Genomic DNA, 17,821 nt, shown 5'->3' on the forward strand with positions numbered 1-17,821 from the left:
GGACTTGATGTTGTCCGGAGTGAACTCGTGGTCGCGGTACGGACGTTGTCGGACGGGAGGTCGCGGCCGAGCCGCCGTCAGAGGTCGCGCAGCATGCAGGTCAGCCGGCAGCTGGTGATCCGCCGGCCGGTGTCGTCGGTGATCGCGATCTCGTAGGTGGCGGCGGTGCGGCCCTTGAACACCGCCGTCGCCACCCCGGTCACCAGCCCGGAGGTGGCCGAGCGGTGGTGGGTGGCGTTGAGGTCCACGCCGACCGCGTACCGGCCGGGACCGGCGTGCAGCATCGCCCCGATCGAGCCCAGCGTCTCCGCCAGCGCCGCCGACGCGCCGCCGTGCAGCAGTCCGTACGGCTGCTGGTTGCCCTCCACCGGCATGGTGCCGACCACGCGGTCGCCGGAGGCCTCGACGATCCGGATGCCGAGCTTCTCGCCGAGGTGGCCGCCGGAGAAGGTCTCCGGGCTCACGCCGAGCTTGGCGAAGTGGTCCAGGACGTCCTGCGGGACCTTCAGGACGTGCCCGGCGTCGGGGGCCGGGGCGGGGGCGGGGGCCGTGCTGGGCGTGGCGTCGGTCATGGGGGAACTCCTGCCGCTGGGAGGTGCTGGGGGGACGAGTTGGCGGATGTGTCGGGACGTGCCGCCTGTGATCGTACGACCGTCCTACTCGGAGGTAGCAGCCGCGGCCGAACCGGCGCGGCGTCCTTTTTGTCGGTGCCGGGCCATAGGATCGGAGGCCGGTAGTGGAATCGGCAGGAACGGACGTTGACGTGGCTACGCAGAGTACGGACAAGAGCGCGACGGGTGGCGGCGGTGCCGGCCCGCGGCCCCGGCTGATGCTGCTCGACGGGCACTCGATGGCCTACCGGGCCTTCTACGCCCTGCCCGTGGAGAACTTCAACACCTCCACCGGCCAGCCCACCAACGCCGTCTACGGCTTCGCCTCGATGCTCGCCAACACCGTCCGGGACGAGCAGCCCACCCACCTCGCCGTCGCCTTCGACGTCTCCCGGCAGACCTTCCGCTCCGTCGAGTTCCCCGACTACAAGGCCAACCGCGCCAAGACACCGGACGAGTTCCGCAGCCAGGTCGGCCTGATCGGCGAACTGCTCGACGCCATGCACATCCCGCGGCTGACGGTCGAGGGCTTCGAGGCCGACGACATCATCGCCACCCTGGCCACCGCCGCCGAGGCGGCCGGCTACGACGTCGACATCGTCACCGGCGACCGCGACTCGCTCCAGCTGGTCACCGACCACGTCACCGTGCTCTACCCGACCAAGGGCGTCTCCGAGCTCACCCGCTTCACCCCGGAGAAGGTCAGCGAGAAGTACGGCGTCACCCCGCGCCAGTACCCGGACCTCGCCGCGCTGCGCGGCGACCCGTCCGACAACCTGCCCGGCATCCCGGGCGTCGGCGAGAAGACCGCCGCCAAGTGGGTCAACCAGTTCGGCTCCTTCGAGGAACTCGTCGCCCGCGCCGACGAGGTCAAGGGCAAGATCGGCGAGAAGCTGCGCGACAACCTCGACTCGGTCAAGCGCAACCGGGTGCTCACCGAGCTGGTCCGGGACGTCGAACTCCCGCTCGGCGTCGCCGATCTGGACCGCAAGCCGTTCGACAAGGACGCCGTCGGCACCCTGATGGAGTCCCTGGAGTTCCGCAACGCCAACTTCCGCGACCGCGTCTTCGGCCTCGACCCGTCCGCCGGCGAGGCCTCCGGGGAGGTGGAACTCGCCCCCGGCATCGAGGTGGACGGCGAACTCCTCACCGACCCCGGCACCCTGGCCGCCTGGCTCGCCGAGCACGCCTCCGACGGCAAGACCGCCGTCGCACTCGCCGCCGTCTACCAGTGGGCGCTCGGCGCCGGCGAGGTCACCGAAGTGGCGCTGGCCGCAGGGGAGACGGCCGCCTGGTTCGACCCCGCCCTGCTCGCCGAGGAGGACGAACGGGCCTTCGCCGCCTGGCTCGCCGACCCCGCCGCCCCCAAGGCCCTGCACATCGCCAAGCAGGTCATGCGCGCCTTCGCCGAGCGCGGCTGGACGATCGAGGGCGTCGTCGCCGACACCGCGCTCGCCGCCTACCTGGAGAAGCCCGGCCGCCGCACCTTCACCCTGGAGGTGCTCGCCGAGGAGTACCTGGGCCGCTCGCTCACCCCGGCCCCCGCCACCGAGAGCGGCCAACTCGCCTTCGACGCACCGGAGGAGGACCCGACCGCGCACGCCCAGTCGCTGATGCTCCAGGCCCGCGCCGTGCTCGACCTCGCCGCGCTCTTCGACACCCGCCTCGCCGAGGTCGGCGCCGCCGGGCTGATGCACGACATGGAACTGCCCATCGCCGCCCTGCTGGCCCGGATGGAGCGCTACGGCATCGCCGCCGACCGCGCGTGGCTCACCGGCCTGGAGGCCCAGTTCGCCGCCGAGATCCAGCGCGTGGTGGAGGAGGCGCACGCCGCCGCCGGGCACGAGTTCAACCTCGGCTCGCCCAAGCAGCTCCAGGAGATCCTCTTCGGCGAACTCGCCCTCCCCAAGACCAAGAAGATCAAGACCGGCTACACCACCGACGCCGACGCGCTCACCTGGCTGGCCACCCAGACCGACAACGAACTGCCGGTCATCCTGCTGCGCCACCGCGACCAGGCCAAGCTGCGCACCACCGTCGAGGGCCTGCTCAAGACCGTCTCGCCCAAGGGCCGGATCCACACCACCTTCAACCAGATGGTCGCCGCCACCGGCCGGCTCTCCTCGCAGGACCCGAACCTGCAGAACATCCCGGTCCGCACCGAGGAGGGCCGGGCCATCCGCCGCGCCTTCGTCGTCGGCGAGGGCTACGAGTCGCTGCTCACCGCCGACTACTCGCAGATCGAACTGCGGATCATGGCGCACCTGTCCGAGGACGAGGCGCTGATCGAGGCCTTCGCCTCCGGCGAGGACCTCCACAACACCGTCGCCTCCCAGGTCTTCGAGGTGCCGCGCGCCGCCGTGGACGCCGAGATGCGCCGCAAGATCAAGGCGATGTCCTACGGCCTGGCGTACGGGCTGTCCGCGTACGGGCTCTCCCAGCAGCTCGGCATCAAGCCGGCCGAGGCCCAGGGCCTGATGGACACCTACTTCGAGCGCTTCGGCGGCGTGCGGGACTACCTGCGCCGGGTCGTCGACGAGGCCCGGGCGACGGGCTACACCGAGACCCTCCTCGGCCGCCGCCGCTACCTGCCCGACCTCAACAGCGACAACCGCCAGCGCCGCGAGATGGCCGAGCGGATGGCCCTCAACGCCCCGATCCAGGGCTCGGCCGCCGACATCGTCAAGATCGCCATGCTCCGGGTGGACGACGCGCTGCGCGCGGCCGGCCTCACCTCCCGGATGCTGCTCCAGGTGCACGACGAAATCGTGCTGGAGCTGGCCCCGGGCGAGCGCGAGCAGGTCGAGTCCATCGTCCGCGAGCAGATGGCGGGCGCCTACCCGCTGCGCGCCCCGCTGGACGTCTCGGTCGGCGTCGGCCCCGACTGGGAGGCCGCCGCACACTGACGGCCGCTTCGCTGGGCGGGCCCGGACGCGTACAGCGTCCGGGCCCGCCGTCGTTCGCGGCCCCCGGGGCGGCCCGGGCCGGTTACCGGGAACCGGCCCCTACGATCGGTCAATTTCGTACTAGCGTAGGCACAATGACAACGGGATCCACTTCGACCGACCAGCCCATGTCCCTCGCCGAGGCGCCGACCGGCCAGGCCCGCAACTCCGCCGCCTTCTGGACCGCGACCGGCCGGAGCCGGGGGCACCAGGTGATCCGGCGCCGCGGATTCGTCGCGGTCGACGGCGACGAGCGCGCGGGCCTGCGGATCCTGATCCAGGAAGCCGACCTCGACCCGGGCGAACTGGCCGAGGTGGGCGAACTGGTCCGCGGGGCCAAGGGGACGGCCTACGTCGAGGATCCGTTCAGCTCGACCGACCTGGGCCACCTGGGCCTGCGCAACTGGCAGATGCCGATCATGCTGCGCCTGCCCGGGCCCGTCGCCGAACCGGCCCTGGACGTGATCCGGGTGCAGCGACCCGAAGACCTCCGGACCGCCGAGCAGGTCGTGATCGAGGGCTTCGAACTGGACGGGTTCCAGCCCTACCGCCCCGGCGAGCTCTTCCCTCCGGCACTGATCGAACAGCCGGGCGTGGACGTCTTCATCGCCTCGATCGACGGCGAGACCGCGGGCGCCGGCGTCAGCGTCCTGGCCGACGGCGTCGGCAGCCACTACTGGATCAGCACGTCGTCGGCGTTCCGGTCGCGCGGCGTGGGCCGGGCCGTCATGCTCGGCGCCCTCGCCCACCTGGCGGAGCTGCCCGCCACCCTCACCGCCTCGAAGCTCGGCAGGCCGCTGTACGAGTCGCTGGGCTACACGGTCGCGGCGCCCTCGACCTGGTGGGCGTCCGTGTAGCCGTGCGGGAAGTCGGCGGGGCCGACTTCCCGTGCTGGAGCCGGTCCCGGGCGAGGCGAGCAGGCGGAACGGGCCCGGGCACACGAGTGTCCGCGCCCGTCGCTACGATCTGGCGGTCCGTCGTGCAGTGGGCGCGGCTGTGAGGGGGGAACGGCGATGGCGGAAACGGCGACCGAGGCGACGGCGGAGTCGGCGGAGTCGGGCGAGGGAACGCGGCCGCAGAGGTTTCCGCGGCCCCGGACGGTGGTCCCGGCCGCACTGGCGGCGCTGGTGCTGGTGGGCGGGTCGGTCTGGGCGGTCTCCGGCGGCGGGGACGGGCCGACGGCCTCGGCCGGGTCCGCAGCGGCCACGCCGAGCGCGACGGCGAGCGCCGAGCCGTCGGTGACCGCGCAGCCGCCGGTGACGCCCGCACCGACACCCGCGCCGACCGAGGCGCAGCCCTCGCCGAGCCCGTCCGCGACCCCGGAGCCCGTCCAGGCCGCCGCCGAACCCGCGGCGGACGACCCGGGCAACGACGCCCCGACCGCGACCCGGAAGCCCGCCACGAAGGCCCCCGCCGCCCCCGCCGCATCCTCCGCCAAGCCGCAGGGCGGTGCCGCCCAGGCCGCGAAGCCCAAGGGCTCGTCCGGCACCGCCCCGCAGAACGAGCCGCCGGTCGCGTGCACCGACTGCGGGACCCGGCCGCAGGGTCCGGACCCGGACGCCGGTTGCATCCACGACGCGGCCGGCCGGGTCATCACCTGCAGCCCCGTCCAGACCGGCATCCCGATCCTGCGGCCGGGCCAGTCGATGGGCACCCCCACCCCCGGCTGGCCGAACCACACGCACTGACGCGGTACCGGTGGCGGGGCGCCCGCCGAGAGGCCACCCTGGTCCGGGAGATCGGGGAGGAACTCACCGTCGCCATCGCGCCGGAGTCGGCGGAACCGCTGGGCGTGTTCGAGGCCCAGGCCCACGGTCATCCGGCCGGCGTCGTCGTCCGGATGACCTGCTGCACGGCGGCGTACCAGGGGCGCCTGGAGGCGAGCAGCGAGATCGAGGAGGTGGTCTGGCTCGCGTACGGCGACAGACACCGCACTTCTCCGGTCGACCGGCTCGTCTTCGACCACCTGCACGCGGCGGGCCTGCTGGGCTGACGCCGGATCGGCGCGGTGGAGCCCGGCACGTGAGCTCTACGCCGACGGCGGCCAGTTCCGAACGGCCCACGGGGCGTCGGCAGCGGTGGTGGTCGGCGTCCTCACTGTCCTGGGCGGGGTGTCCTGGCGCGGGAAGTCGGCGGGGCCGACTTCCCGCGTGCGCCGCTGTGGCCGCTGTCCGGTTCGGTACGTCGGAACCACTCGTCGGTGGCCGCGGTCGGTCACGGGGACCGAGGGCCGGGAGGGGAATCGGGCAGCGTACTCGACAGATCGGCCGTGACCAGCTCGGCAGCGCGCGCGGGGTCGCCGTCCGCGCGGGCGAGCAGCGCCTCGATGTCATAGCTCGACGACCCGAAGGCGGCGTCAAGGTCGAGGGAGCGGCCCCAGCCGAAGCGTTCCATGGAGACCGCGGCGCCCAGGTCGGGGCGGAGCCGGTCGAGCGTGCGGACCAGCTCCCAGGCGAAGGCGTCCAGACGGGCCTGCCGAGCCGGGTTGCAGGCGTTCACGGCGTCGGTGACCCAGTCGTCGCCGGGCTCGTACTCCGGGAGGGCCGGCAGCGGTTCGAGGACATCGGTGATCTGTGCCGCGCTGAACGTGAGGAGGTGTGCGCCGGCGGGGTTGTCGAGCAGTTCGGCCAGGAGCGGGACGGCGCGGGGGTCGTGCCGACAGGCCAGTCCGCGGATCGCCTCCGTACGGGTGTCGGCGTGCTCGTCGGCCGTCCGCTCCCAGAGCGCGGACCGGATCGCGGGACTGTCCACCTCGGCCTGGACGCCGAGGGTGAACGTCGCCCAGTTGCGGACCTCCGGGTCCGGGTCCTGGCTCAGCCCGATGAGGGCGTGGATGTCCGGTCCGTCCGGCAGGCCGGTGAGGACCTCCGCGAACGAGCGGGCCACCTCCTCGCGGACCTCGGCGTCAGGATGCCCGGCAAGGGCCACGAGGACAGGGACGGCGCGCGGGTCGTACGTCCTCTCGATCGCGCGCGCCAGGGACCGCAGCACGCCGGCCTCGGTCTCCCGCTGTGCGAGGGCGACCAGTGCGGTGGCCGTCCCGACGCGGACTGCTTCGTGGTGACAACTGGTGTCGCGCAACAGGTCGCAGCCTGCCTCGCGCTCGATCGGATCGGCCGAACCGATCAGCTCCAGGCCGAGCGGCAGCGCCGCCGCCCCGTCGGCGGAGGCCACCCGCCACAGCAGCGATGCGTACTCGGCCAAGCCGGGAGGGTCGTCCGGGTCGTCCGCGTCGGCGACGGTGCGCGCCGCCGCCAGTGCCTGGGTGACCAGCTCCGCCACGGTGTCCGTTTCCATGCGGGCATTCTGGTGCACGAACCGCGCGTGCACGCGGGAATTGTCGGCCGGACGGCGCCTCCGGTCCACGCGCGCGTCGACAACCCGGGACGCGACCGGACCCGACCGAGGCCCCAACTCGCCCTCAAGCAAAGGGGATCGAGAACGGTTTCATCGCCGCGCCCGGGGCGGCGGTGGCAGCCAGGATCCAGTGCCGGAGCCCGCCCGCAGGCTGGGCCACGAGCTCGTCGACGATCGGGGTGAAACCGGGCCGAGGCGAGGCACGCCGACTTGGGGCAGCAGGACGTCGAAGCTCGCCGGTCTTCCGTGCGACGGGGCTGTGGGGGTGCGCAGGAAGTCGGCGGGGCCGACTTCCTGCGCTTACGGGCGAGTGGCGGCTTGGGTGCGGCAGTGGGTGAGGGCGTACTTGAGGCGGGTGTCGGGGTTGGGGGCGGTGGTGAGGAGTTCGCCGGCGGTGATGAGGGCGGTCCAGTAGGGGGCGGGGCGCTGTGATGGCGGCGCAGCTTGACCACCTCGTTGAGTTTGCCAGCGACCCTACTGTGCGACTCCAGATTGCCCCGTTCGAGCTCGGCGAGAACAGGGCGTTTGATCTTCCGGTGTCCATCCTGACGTTGCCGGACCGGTCGCTGGTCTCCTACGCCGAGAGTGCACACCAAGGGCGCTTGGAGCGGGATATCAAGGCGGTGACAGCCGAGTTGGCGGCCTACTGTCAGCTGCAAACGCATGCCCTTTCACAGGCGGACTCGGTGGCGATGATCCGCGAGCTACGGAGGCGAGTATGACCCTCGACTGGTTCACGTCCAGCTACAGCAGCAATGGCGGACAGTGCATCGAGGTATCCGACAGCATGCCCGGCATCGTCCCCGTCCGTGACTCCAAGGATCCCGAGGGGCCTGCGCTGGCCTTCCCGGTCGACGCCTGGTCGAGCTTCGTTGCCGCGGTCCGCTCCGGCGAGTTCGGCGACGTCTGACGCGCCGTGCGAGATGCCCGAGACCCCACTGCCCGCCGACGGGTAGTGGGGTCTTCCCGTTGCTGTTTCGGGAGCTCGGGTGCACACGTGAGAGGGTCGGGAGCGCGGACGGACCGTCGCACGCTGCCCTGTCCTATTTCCTTGGCCCGTATCGACTCGCTCAGCGTCTTCCGCTTCGATGACGACATGAGCGTCACGCCGCTGCTGTCCGTAGGCTCGGCCGCGACGCCCCGATGATGCGTTTCAGGCGAGCTCGGGACGACGGTGTGTTCGATCGCTTCGCCGGCCACATCGAGGACATGTGGGCGAACGGGCGTGACGTGTGGGTGCCCCAGGCAATGGAGGCGGTGGATCATGCCCAGGCGTGACTACGAGGACGACCCGAACGCCCCGGCGGCGAACTCGTTGGTCCCGGCCGCGTCCGTGGTCGTGGTCGACGGTGCGGGCCGTGTCCTGCTCCAGCGGCGTACCGACAACGGGATGTGGGCCCTGCCCGGCGGGAAGATGGAGATCGGCGAGTCGCTCGCCGGGTGCGGCGTCCGTGAGACGCGCGAGGAGACCGGCATCGAGGTGGAGATCACCGGGATCGTCGGCACCTACACCGACCCCGGTCACGTCTTCGCCTACGACGACGGCGAGGTCCGCCAGGAGTTCTCCATCTGCCTCCTTGGACGCCCGGTCGGCGGGGAGTTGCGGGTGTCCGACGAGTCCCACGAGGTGGCTTGGTTCACTCCGGCGGAGACGGACGGTCTGGCGATGGTGGCGAGCATCCGCAAGCGGCTGGCCGACTGGCGCTCCGGGGCGATCCCCGTGGTGCGCTAGCTGCCAGCAGAACCTGACGTATCGCCAAATGAGCCTGGGTCTCCCGGAAGGCGCCCTGAGCGGGTACGGTGCGAACGGAATCCGGGAGGGGGATCGACAGTGAAGCGACCAGGGTACGCAATAGCGGTCGTGCTCGACATCGTGCTGCTGATCGGGCTGTTGCAGGGCTGGCTGCCCGCCAGCTCGGAGGGCTTCCGGAGGTTCCTGATCCTCTTCACCGGCGTGATCCTGGCGCTCGTCCTCTTCTCCGCGACTCGACCAAATCGACGCGACTGACCTATTTCCGGGTGTTGGTGCGGCGGGTGGGCTCTGCCGTGGTCGGGTCTTCGGGCCAGGGGTGGCGGGGGTAGCGGCCCCTGAGATCGGCTCGGACGGCGCGGTAGCCCTCGCGCCAGAAGCTCTCCAGATCGCCGGTGACGGCGGCGGGGCGGCCGGCGGGGGAGAGCAGGTGGATGGTCAGGGGGACCCTGCCTCCGGCCAGGGCGGGGGCCGCTGCCCAGCCGAAGAGTTCCTGCAACTTGACTGCCAGCACCGGGCGTTCGGTGGTGTAGTCGACTCGTATCTTCGATCCTGACGGCACGGTGATGCGCTCGGGGGCGAGCTCGTCGAGGCGGCCGGCCTCGCCGGTGGCCCAGGGGAGGAGCCGCTGGAGGGCGGACGTGGTGTCGATCCTCGCGAGGTCGGTGCGGCGGCGGGCGCGGGACAGCTCGGGCTCCAGCCACTCCTCCGCTCGTTCGAGGAGAGCCTCGTCGGAGACGTCGGGCCACGGGTCGCCGAGGGCCGTGTGGAGGAAGGCCAGGCGCTCCCGCAGGTTGGACGGGAACGTCAGCAGCGTGCTGACGCCCTCGCGGGCCAGGCCTTCCAGGAGGGCGGCGCGGACGAGTGAGGGGTCGGGGCGGTTCAGCGGTTTCTCGGTGAGTGCGATGGCGCCCAGCGCCTCCACGCGGCGGGAGACGACTTCGCCCCGCCGGGTGTCCCAGTGGACTTCGGCGCGACCGTCGAGCAGCGCCGCACCGGCGAGCAGCGCGGTGTCTTCGTCCAGTGCCGCGGCGTGCAGGATGCGGGCCGAGTGGGAGCCGGCCGGGCGGTCGGCGACGGCGACGGCGAGCCAGGGCAGAGCACCGAGCGCCGTGCCCGGGGCGAGTTCGGCGGCGGTCCCGCTCGCCATCAGGTAGGGGCTGCGCTCGCCGGGGGCGGGCCGTTCGACGCGGGCGCGGGCGATCCGTTCGGGGAAGGCGAGGGCGACGACGAGTCCGACGGCGGTGGCGTCGGGCAACGCGCTGGCAGGTTCGTCGGAGGTGGCGCGGAGCAGGCGGCGGACTTCGTCGCGCCAGCGCCCGGCGTAAGGGTCACGGGAGGACCGGACCGTCCGCCACACCGCGCCGAGGTCGTCGCCCAGCGCCCGTGGCGGCTCCTCGGACAGCAGCGCGACCACCTCGGCCGCCCGCCGGGCGCCGACCGCCGGCGCGCCGTCGACCAGGGCGCGGGCGAGTCGGGGGTGCAGCCCGGTGCGGGAGAGCCGGATGCCCCGCGGGGTGGCCCGCCCGTCCGAGGAGACCGCCCCGAGGGCGAGCAGGGTCTGCCGGGCGGCGGCCATGGCTCCCGCGGGCGGGGCGTCGGGCAGGGCGAGGCCGGTGGCGTCCGGGTCGCCCCAGCAGGCGGCCTGGAGGGCGAACGGGGTGAGGTCGGCGAGCGCGATCTCGGGGGTGGGGAAGCGGGCGGCGAGGGCGTCCTCGGCCTCGTTCCAGCAGCGGTAGACGGTGCCGGGGGCCTCGCGCCCCGCTCGTCCGGCGCGCTGGCGGGCGGCGGCGAGGGAGGCCCGGACGGTGACCAGCCCGGCGAGTCCGCGGGCGTGGTCGGTGCGGGGTTCGCGGGCCAGCCCGGCGTCGACCACGACGCGGACGCCCGGCACGGTGAGCGAGGACTCGGCGACGGCGGTGGTGAGCACGACCCGCCGTTCGGCGGACGGGGTGAGGGCGGCGTCCTGCACGGTCTGCGGGGCGCGGCCGTGCAGTTGCAGCACCTCGGCGGGGACGCCGCCCAGCTGTCCGGCGACCCGCGCGATCTCGCCGACGCCGGGCAGGAAGCAGAGCACGTCGCCTTCGCGTTCGCTCAGAGCACGCCGTACCGTCGCCGCGACGTGGTCGAGCAGGGCGGCGTCGACCCGGGTGCCGTGGGCGGGCCGGACGGCGCGCGGCGGCGGCGCCCAGACCGTCTCCACCGGGTGGGACACCCCGTGTGCCTCGACCACCGGGGCGCCGCCGAGCAGTTCGGCCCAGGCCTCGGTGTCGGAGGTGGCCGAGGCGCAGACCAGCCGGAGTTCGGGGCGCAGTGCCGCCCGGACGTCGAGCAGGAAGGCGAGGGCGGTGTCGGCGTCGAGGTGCCGTTCGTGGCACTCGTCCAGCACCACCACGTCCACGCCGGGCAGTTCCTGGTCGCGCTGGAGGCGCTGGAGCAGCACGCCGGTGGTGACGACCTCGACCACCGTCTCCGGGCCGGCGCGCCGTTCGCCGCGCACGGTGTACCCGACCTCGCGGCCCACGGACGAGCCGAGCAGCCAGGCCATCCGCCGGGCGGCGGCCCGGACGGCGAGCCGGCGCGGCTCGGCGACCAGCACCCGCCGGACCGGCCGGCCGTCATCGAGCAGCCCGGCCAGGGCGAGCGGTACGAGCGTCGTCTTGCCGGTGCCGGGCGGCGCGGCGAGGACGGCGGTGCCGTGGTCGTCCAGCGCGCGGTGCAGGGCGGGCAGGGCGGTGCGGACGGGCAGGTCGCGCCAGGCGGGACGCAAGGCCGGGTTCATGGAACGGCTCAGCCCCGCTCGGTGACGAAGATCGCCGTGCCGGGGATCAGCCGCCCGCGCAGCGGGGACCAGCCGCCCCACTCCTGTTCCAGTCGGGCCGGCCACTCGGGCTCGACCAGGTCCACCAGCCGGAAGCCGGCGGCGACGAGTTCGCGGACCCGGTCGCCGAGGGTGCGGTGGTGTTCGACGTAGGTGGCGCGGCCCTGGTCGTCCTGCTCGACGTACGGGGTGCGGTCGAAGTAGGAGGACACCGCGGTGAGGCCCTCCACGCCGGGCTCGTCCGGGAAGGCCCAGCGGATCGGGTGGGTCACCGAGAACACCCAGCGCCCGCCGGGCCGCAGCACCCGGTGGACCTCGCTCATCAGGGCGGCGGTGTCGGCGCTGAACGGGACGGCGCCGTAGGCGGAGCAGGCGAGGTCGAAGGAGGCGTCGGCGAAGGGCAGCACGGCGGCGTCGGCCTGGACGACGGCGACGGGGGCGGTGCCGCGGCCGAGGTCGATCCGGCGGGAGTGCTGGAGCTGGCGGTAGGAGATGTCCAGGGCGACCGGCCGGGCGCCCTGGGCGGCGAGCCAGCGGGAGCACTGGGCGGCGCCGGCGCCGATCTCCAGGACGTCCCGGCCGGCCACCTCGCCGAGCAGGCGGGCGTCGGCCTCGTCCAGGCCCTCGGGGCACCAGGTGAAGCGGTCGTCGCCGAGGAACTCGCCGTGCTCGTCCTGGTACTCGTCGGCGTTGCGGTCCCACCAGTGCCGGCTGGCCCGGCTGCTCTCCCCGGTGCCGGCCTCGCGGCGGAGCGCGTCGTCGCCGTCCTCCTCGGCTTCCTCGACCCGCGCGGGGGAGGTGTCAAGATCGTGCAGGTCCGACTGGGGGGTGGTGGCCACGGTGACAATGCCCATCGCGTAGGGTATGGAATGCGGAAGCGCCGCTGCCGCGAACCGGCCCGTCAGGGTCCGGATCCTGGCGGTGGCATCCGGGGACGTGGCCCCTTCGGGTGACGCCGCGAGGCGCGCATTCGGAGGATATGGCCTGATCCGTACCGGGCTCCACCGTCTTGCCGTCCTTCGGCATTGACCGTGCCTGGCCGTCCCCGTATGCTACAAGTTGCGCTGCGGGCCTGCGCGCCTCGGACGGAGCAGGTCGCGCTCGCATCTGTCGAAGACCCCACGGTCGCAAGACGGACGCCGGTTTCTCGTTTCCACGGGTGTATCGGTGTGCCGTGTTCTTGGCTGTCCGGCTTTCGGTGGGAGCGATACGGGCCCTCCGCGTGGCATTACCTACGACTTTCATGTCCGTACCGGAGCCCTTTTCCTAATGACGAGCCCCACCGACTCCTCCCTCAGCACCACCCCGCAGGTCGCGGTCAACGACATCGGCGACGCGGAGGCCTTCCTCGCCGCCATCGACGAGACCATCAAGTACTTCAACGATGGCGACATCGTCGAGGGCGTCATCGTGAAGGTCGACCGTGACGAGGTCCTCCTCGACATCGGTTACAAGACCGAGGGCGTCATCCCGTCCCGCGAGCTCTCGATCAAGCACGACGTTGACCCGCACGAGGTCGTCGCCGTGGGTGACAACATCGAGGCCCTGGTTCTCCAGAAGGAGGACAAGGAGGGTCGTCTCATCCTGTCCAAGAAGCGCGCTCAGTACGAGCGTGCCTGGGGCACGATCGAGAAGATCAAGGAAGAGGACGGCATCGTCACCGGTACCGTCATCGAGGTCGTCAAGGGTGGTCTCATCCTCGACATCGGCCTCCGTGGCTTCCTGCCGGCCTCGCTGGTCGAGATGCGTCGCGTCCGCGACCTCCAGCCCTACGTGGGCAAGGAGCTCGAGGCCAAGATCATCGAGCTGGACAAGAACCGCAACAACGTGGTCCTGTCCCGCCGTGCCTGGCTGGAGCAGACCCAGAGCGAGGTCCGCCAGACCTTCCTCACCACCCTGCAGAAGGGCCAGGTGCGCTCCGGCGTCGTCTCCTCGATCGTCAACTTCGGTGCCTTCGTGGACCTGGGTGGCGTCGACGGCCTGGTGCACGTCTCCGAGCTGTCCTGGAAGCACATCGACCACCCGTCCGAGGTTGTCGAGGTCGGCCAGGAGGTCACCGTCGAGGTTCTCGACGTCGACATGGACCGCGAGCGTGTCTCCCTGTCGCTGAAGGCGACCCAGGAGGACCCGTGGCAGCAGTTCGCCCGTACCCACCAGATCGGCCAGGTCGTTCCGGGTAAGGTCACCAAGCTGGTTCCGTTCGGTGCGTTCGTCCGCGTGGACGAGGGCATCGAGGGTCTGGTCCACATCTCCGAGCTGGCCGAGCGCCACGTCGAGATCCCGGAGCAGGTCGTCCAGGTCGGCGACGAGATCTTCGTCAAGGTCATCGACATCGACCTCGAGCGTCGCCGCATCAGCCTGTCGCTGAAGCAGGCCAACGAGGCCCTGGGTGCCAACCCGGCCGAGGTCGAGTTCGACCCGACCCTGTACGGCATGGCCGCCTCGTACGACGACCAGGGCAACTACATCTACCCGGAGGGCTTCGACCCCGAGGCGAACGACTGGCTGCCCGGCTTCGAGAAGCAGCGCGAGGAGTGGGAGCGCCAGTACGCCGAGGCGCAGACCCGTTTCGAGCAGCACCAGGCCCAGGTCATCAAGAGCCGCGAGGCCGACGCCCAGGCTGCCGAGGAGGGTGGCGACGCCGTCGCCGCTGCCGCCGGTGGCTCCTACTCGTCCAGCAGCGACGAGGGCTCGGGCGCCCTGGCCTCCGACGAGGCCCTGGCCGCCCTGCGCGAGAAGCTGGCCGGCGGCCAGAGCTGAGGCTCTCGCTTCCCGCTAGCCGATAGCTAGACGGTGGGCCCCACCCGGAATTTCCGGGTGGGGCCCATTTCGTTTTCCGCGCTGATTCATGCGCTGTACAACTGATGTGTTCTTTATGTGAAGAAAAGTGTGAGATGGGGCTCATTGCCCTTCTCTAGGCCGAAGTTCCGGTTGCACCTACATTGAGGGGAAGCTGCCCGAAAGGCTCCTTCATGCGCAACCCCTCTTCCGCCGTCCCCACCGCTGTGGTCGGCGGTCGGCTCGCGGCCCTCGGCCGGTTCTGTTTCCGCCACCGCCGCTGGGTGCTCGGCCTGTGGGCCGTCGTCCTGGTGGTCGGTGTCCTGATCGGGGGACGGGTCTTCGAGGGCTCGGTGGCCGGGGCCTCCTCGGCCAGCGCCGAGGCCGACCGGGGCAGCGCGGTGGTCACCGCGGCCGACCCGGCCAAGGGCACCGTCACCGCCGTGGTGGACGGCAGGCCGGTGGACGATCCGGCCGTGAAGGCCGTGGTCGAGAAGGCCACCGCCGAGATCGCCGCCCTGCCCGGGGTCTCCTCCGCGCAGGACGCGTACGGCCCCGGCCCGGCGTCGGCCGCGTTGCGCTCCGCCGACGGAACGGCGAGCCTGGTCACCGTACGGATGGCCGACACCGCGAGCACCGCCCAGACCGACGCCGTCACCGAGCGGCTCGGCGCGCTGAATGGGGCGGGCGGCGCCCACGTCACGGTCGGCGGGGACCTGGTGCTCCAGCAGGAGGTCAAGCAGCAGACCGAGAAGGACACCCGGTTCGGCGAGCTGGTGACGCTGCCGCTCACGCTGATCGTCATGGTGCTGGTCTTCGGCGGGCTGGCGGCGGCCTCGCTGCCGGTGATCGGGGCGGTCGCCTCGGTGGGCGGCGCGCTGCTGGCCATGTTCGGTTTCAGCCGGATCATGGACATCGACACCAGCGTGCTGCCGATCGCCACGGTGCTGGGGCTCGGGCTCTCGATCGACTACGCGCTGCTCATGGTGAATCGTTTCCGCGAGGAACGCGGCCTCGGCGCGGACATCGCCGCCGCCGTCGAACGCACCGCCGCGACCGCCGGACGCACCGTGGCCTTCTCCGGGCTCACCGTCGCCGTCGCGCTCTCCGGCCTGTTCGTCTTCACCAGCCCGGTGCTCGGCGCGGTCGCGGCCGCCGGGGTGAGCGTGGTGGTGATCGCCGTCGCCGCCGCGCTCACCCTGATCCCGGCCCTGCTCGGCTTCGCCGGCGCGCGGATCAAGTCGCCCGCCGCGCCCGTCGCGGACGAGGGGTTCTTCAGCCGGACCGTGCGCCGGGTGCGCAAGCGGGCGGTGGCGGTCACCCTCGCCTCGGTGGCGCTGCTGATGGCGGCCGGCGCGCCGTTCCTCCACGCCGACATGCGCAGCTCCGGCGCCGCGGTGCTGCCCACCTCCTCGGCCGGGCGGCAGGTCGCCGAGACGATCGACCAGCGCTTCCCGCAGGCCTCGGCCGCGCCGATCACCGTGGTGGTCGAGGGCGGGGCGTCGGTGGCGCAGGCGTACGCGGACGACGTGGTCGCCAAGCTGCCCGGGGTGAGCGGGGTGCGGGCGGTGTCGCCGGTGAGCGACGCGGTCTCCACGATCGACGTGCTGGTGCACGGGGACCCGCAGGGCGGGCAGGCCAAGCAGGTGGTGGAGGAGCTGCGGGCCGACCGCGGCGGACTGACCACCTACGTCACCGGCGGCGCGGCCTCGGTGGTGGACTTCCAGGACGAGCTGCTCTCGCGCGGACCGTGGGCGCTGGGCCTGGTCGCGGCCGGCACCCTGGTGCTGCTCTTCCTGATGACCGGCTCGGTGGTGATGCCGGTCAAGGCGCTGCTGATGAACCTGCTCTCGCTGGGCGCCTCGCTCGGCGCGCTCACCCTGGTCTTCCAGGACGGCTGGTTCAGCGGGCTGCTCGGCTTCAGCCCGACCGGGGGGCTGGAGACCTTCATCCCGGTGCTGGTCTTCGCCTTCGCCTTCGGGCTGTCGATGGACTACGAGGTGTTCCTGCTCTCCCGGATCAGGGAGCTGACCCTGCGCGGGCACGACTGCGTCCGGGCGGTGGAGCTGGGCGTGCAGCGCAGCGGTCGGATCATCACCTCGGCGGCGCTGCTGATGGTGATCGTCTTCGCCGGGTTCGCGCTCGGGGACATGCTCATGGTCAAGCAGATGGGCATCGCGCTGGCCGTCGCCGTCGCGGTGGACGCCACCCTGGTGCGGTGCCTGCTGGTGCCCGCGGCGATGAGCCTGTTCGGCGAGTTCAACTGGTGGGCGCCCGCCCCGCTGCGGCGGCTGCACCGGCGGTTCGGGCTGAGCGAGCACGTCGACCTGCCGGAGATCGAGCCGGCGGCGATCCCGGTGCCGCGCCCGGCGGGCGCGAAGCCGGCGGGCGCGAAGCCGTCGGCCAAGGACCTGGTGGGGTCGGAGGCCTAGGCGGTCTCCCCGACGCTCTTCCCGGCGGCCTCCCGGACGGTCGCCTCGGCGGGGGACCGGAGGAGGGCGAGGCGGCTGGCGGTGCGGTCCAGGTCGCGCTGGATCGGGGAGCCGGGCGTCAGTCCGGCCATCGGGTCGGCGCCGATCAGGACGAGGCGGACGTCACGGTCGCAGCAGACGTCCACCAGGTTGGCGAACCGCTGGCGGGCGTCCCCCGTGGCGTCGACGAGCGCGGGGACGTCGGCCAGGACGAGCGTGCGGAAGCGCTCGGCGAGCGCGAGGTAGTCGGGCGGGGCGGTGCGGCCCTCGCACAGCTCGTCGAAGCCGAACCAGACCAGGTCGGAGCGGACGGCGCGGGCGGTCAGGCCGCGGTGGTGGGCGGTCACCGGGGCGGCCTCCCCGGGGCCGGGCGGGGTCAGGCCGGCCGCCGCCTCCTGGCCCGGGCGCAGCAGGGCGCCGGTGGCGAAGCGCGGTCCGAGGCCCTGGGGGCGGGGCTCGCGGCGGAAGTCGACCGGGCCGGAGACGTCGAGGACGTCCATCCGTTCCTCGATGAGCGCGATCGTCGGCTCGAAGAGGTGGTGGTAGAGGGGGTCGGGCATCAGGCCGGCGGGCGGGTAGTTGGACGTGGTGACCAGGGTGATCCGGCGGTCCAGCAGGGTGTGGAAGAGGCGGGCGACGAGCATCGCGTCGCCGGCGTCGTGGGCGTGGAACTCGTCGAAGACCAGGATCCGGCAGCCGTCGAGCAGCTCGTCCACGGCGTGGTCGACGGCGGCTCCCGGGTGTGCGGCGGCGTCGTGGTGGGCGACGCCCTCGTGCAGTCGGCCGAAGAAGTCGTGGAAGTGCAGGCGGCGCTTGTGCGGGGTGGCCAGGCCGTCGAGGAAGGTGTCGACGAGCCAGCTCTTGCCTCGGCCGACCGGGCCCCAGAGGTAGAGGTGGCGCGGTGGGCGGCGCAACCGCCAGCCGGGGCGGGCCAGTTCGCCCGCGAGCCGGCCGAGTCGTTCGACCGCCGCGTGCTGGGCCGGGGAGAGGGTGAAGCCGTGCTGCTGGGCGGCGCGGTGGAAGTGCCCGCGCATGGCCTGGTCCTGCTGTGCTGCCCTGTCCGTCACGTGGTCGGACCCTAGCAGGGG

At 72.5% G+C, this 17,821-nt stretch carries 15 protein-coding genes; 10 read left to right on the forward strand and 5 right to left on the reverse strand.

Going from position 1 to position 17,821, the window contains the following annotated elements; genetic code table 11:
- Positions 1 to 77: 77 nt before the first annotated feature.
- Entirely contained in the window at positions 78 to 572 is a 495-nt protein-coding gene (locus ACFWP2_RS02285; protein WP_380447365.1) for a PaaI family thioesterase, read from the reverse strand.
- A 257-nt stretch (positions 573 to 829) separates the two neighbouring features.
- Between ACFWP2_RS02285 and polA the strand changes: the two genes are divergently transcribed.
- From polA to ACFWP2_RS02305, 4 genes are all read left to right on the forward strand, one after another.
- Positions 830 to 3,517: a DNA polymerase I gene (gene polA / locus ACFWP2_RS02290; protein WP_380447512.1), complete on the forward strand. Its 2,688-nt coding sequence runs from the start codon at positions 830 to 832 to the stop codon at positions 3,515 to 3,517.
- Between the two features lie 134 nt (positions 3,518 to 3,651).
- Complete coding sequence (locus ACFWP2_RS02295) at positions 3,652 to 4,413, forward strand: GNAT family N-acetyltransferase (RefSeq protein ID WP_380447367.1); 762 nt, start codon at positions 3,652 to 3,654, stop codon at positions 4,411 to 4,413.
- A 156-nt stretch (positions 4,414 to 4,569) separates the two neighbouring features.
- On the forward strand, positions 4,570 to 5,244 hold the full coding sequence (locus ACFWP2_RS02300) for a hypothetical protein (RefSeq protein WP_380447369.1): 675 nt from the start codon (positions 4,570 to 4,572) through the stop codon (positions 5,242 to 5,244).
- 104 nt (positions 5,245 to 5,348) lie between these two features.
- Complete coding sequence (locus ACFWP2_RS02305; RefSeq protein ID WP_380447371.1) at positions 5,349 to 5,549, forward strand: hypothetical protein; 201 nt, start codon at positions 5,349 to 5,351, stop codon at positions 5,547 to 5,549.
- Between the two features lie 221 nt (positions 5,550 to 5,770).
- On the opposite strand, the gene ACFWP2_RS02310 is transcribed toward ACFWP2_RS02305, so the two are convergent.
- The gene (locus ACFWP2_RS02310; protein WP_380447373.1) at positions 5,771 to 6,853 is read right to left on the reverse strand and encodes a HEAT repeat domain-containing protein; all 1,083 of its coding nucleotides are present in this window, start codon (positions 6,851 to 6,853) and stop codon (positions 5,771 to 5,773) included.
- A 488-nt stretch (positions 6,854 to 7,341) separates the two neighbouring features.
- Between ACFWP2_RS02310 and ACFWP2_RS02315 the strand changes: the two genes are divergently transcribed.
- From ACFWP2_RS02315 to ACFWP2_RS02330, 4 genes are all read left to right on the forward strand, one after another.
- Positions 7,342 to 7,635, forward strand: a complete 294-nt coding sequence (locus ACFWP2_RS02315; RefSeq protein WP_380447375.1) for a Scr1 family TA system antitoxin-like transcriptional regulator — start codon at positions 7,342 to 7,344, stop codon at positions 7,633 to 7,635.
- Positions 7,632 to 7,823: a DUF397 domain-containing protein gene (locus ACFWP2_RS02320; protein WP_380447377.1), complete on the forward strand. Its 192-nt coding sequence runs from the start codon at positions 7,632 to 7,634 to the stop codon at positions 7,821 to 7,823. The genes ACFWP2_RS02315 and ACFWP2_RS02320 overlap by 4 nt, the downstream gene beginning before the upstream one ends.
- Before the next feature lie 354 nt (positions 7,824 to 8,177).
- Positions 8,178 to 8,645 (forward strand): NUDIX hydrolase, encoded by a 468-nt coding sequence (locus tag ACFWP2_RS02325; protein WP_380447379.1) that lies wholly within the window; start codon positions 8,178 to 8,180, stop codon positions 8,643 to 8,645.
- Between the two features lie 129 nt (positions 8,646 to 8,774).
- Positions 8,775 to 8,921: a hypothetical protein gene (locus ACFWP2_RS02330; RefSeq protein ID WP_380447381.1), complete on the forward strand. Its 147-nt coding sequence runs from the start codon at positions 8,775 to 8,777 to the stop codon at positions 8,919 to 8,921.
- A gap of 1 nt (position 8,922) precedes the next feature.
- On the opposite strand, the gene hrpB is transcribed toward ACFWP2_RS02330, so the two are convergent.
- Both hrpB and ACFWP2_RS02340 read right to left on the reverse strand, forming a co-directional pair.
- Positions 8,923 to 11,445 carry an ATP-dependent helicase HrpB gene (gene hrpB, locus ACFWP2_RS02335; protein ID WP_380447383.1) on the reverse strand — a complete coding sequence of 841 codons (2,523 nt, stop codon included), beginning with the start codon at positions 11,443 to 11,445 and terminating at the stop codon, positions 8,923 to 8,925.
- Positions 11,446 to 11,453: 8 nt separating this feature from the next.
- Entirely contained in the window at positions 11,454 to 12,338 is an 885-nt protein-coding gene (locus tag ACFWP2_RS02340) for a class I SAM-dependent methyltransferase (RefSeq protein ID WP_380447385.1), read from the reverse strand.
- Between the two features lie 415 nt (positions 12,339 to 12,753).
- Between ACFWP2_RS02340 and rpsA the strand changes: the two genes are divergently transcribed.
- Entirely contained in the window at positions 12,754 to 14,244 is a 1,491-nt protein-coding gene (gene rpsA, locus ACFWP2_RS02345) for a 30S ribosomal protein S1 (protein WP_316520647.1), read from the forward strand.
- Positions 14,245 to 14,456: 212 nt separating this feature from the next.
- Positions 14,457 to 16,694, forward strand: coding sequence for an MMPL family transporter (locus ACFWP2_RS02350; RefSeq protein ID WP_380447387.1), 2,238 nt, complete (start codon positions 14,457 to 14,459; stop codon positions 16,692 to 16,694).
- Here the strand turns inward: ACFWP2_RS02350 and zapE are convergent.
- Complete coding sequence (gene zapE, locus ACFWP2_RS02355) at positions 16,691 to 17,800, reverse strand: cell division protein ZapE (protein WP_380447389.1); 1,110 nt, start codon at positions 17,798 to 17,800, stop codon at positions 16,691 to 16,693. The genes ACFWP2_RS02350 and zapE overlap by 4 nt on opposite strands.
- Between the last annotated feature and the right edge of the window lie 21 nt (positions 17,801 to 17,821).

This window comes from Kitasatospora sp. NPDC058444, assembly GCF_042721415.1.
Lineage (GTDB): Bacteria > Actinomycetota > Actinomycetes > Streptomycetales > Streptomycetaceae > Kitasatospora.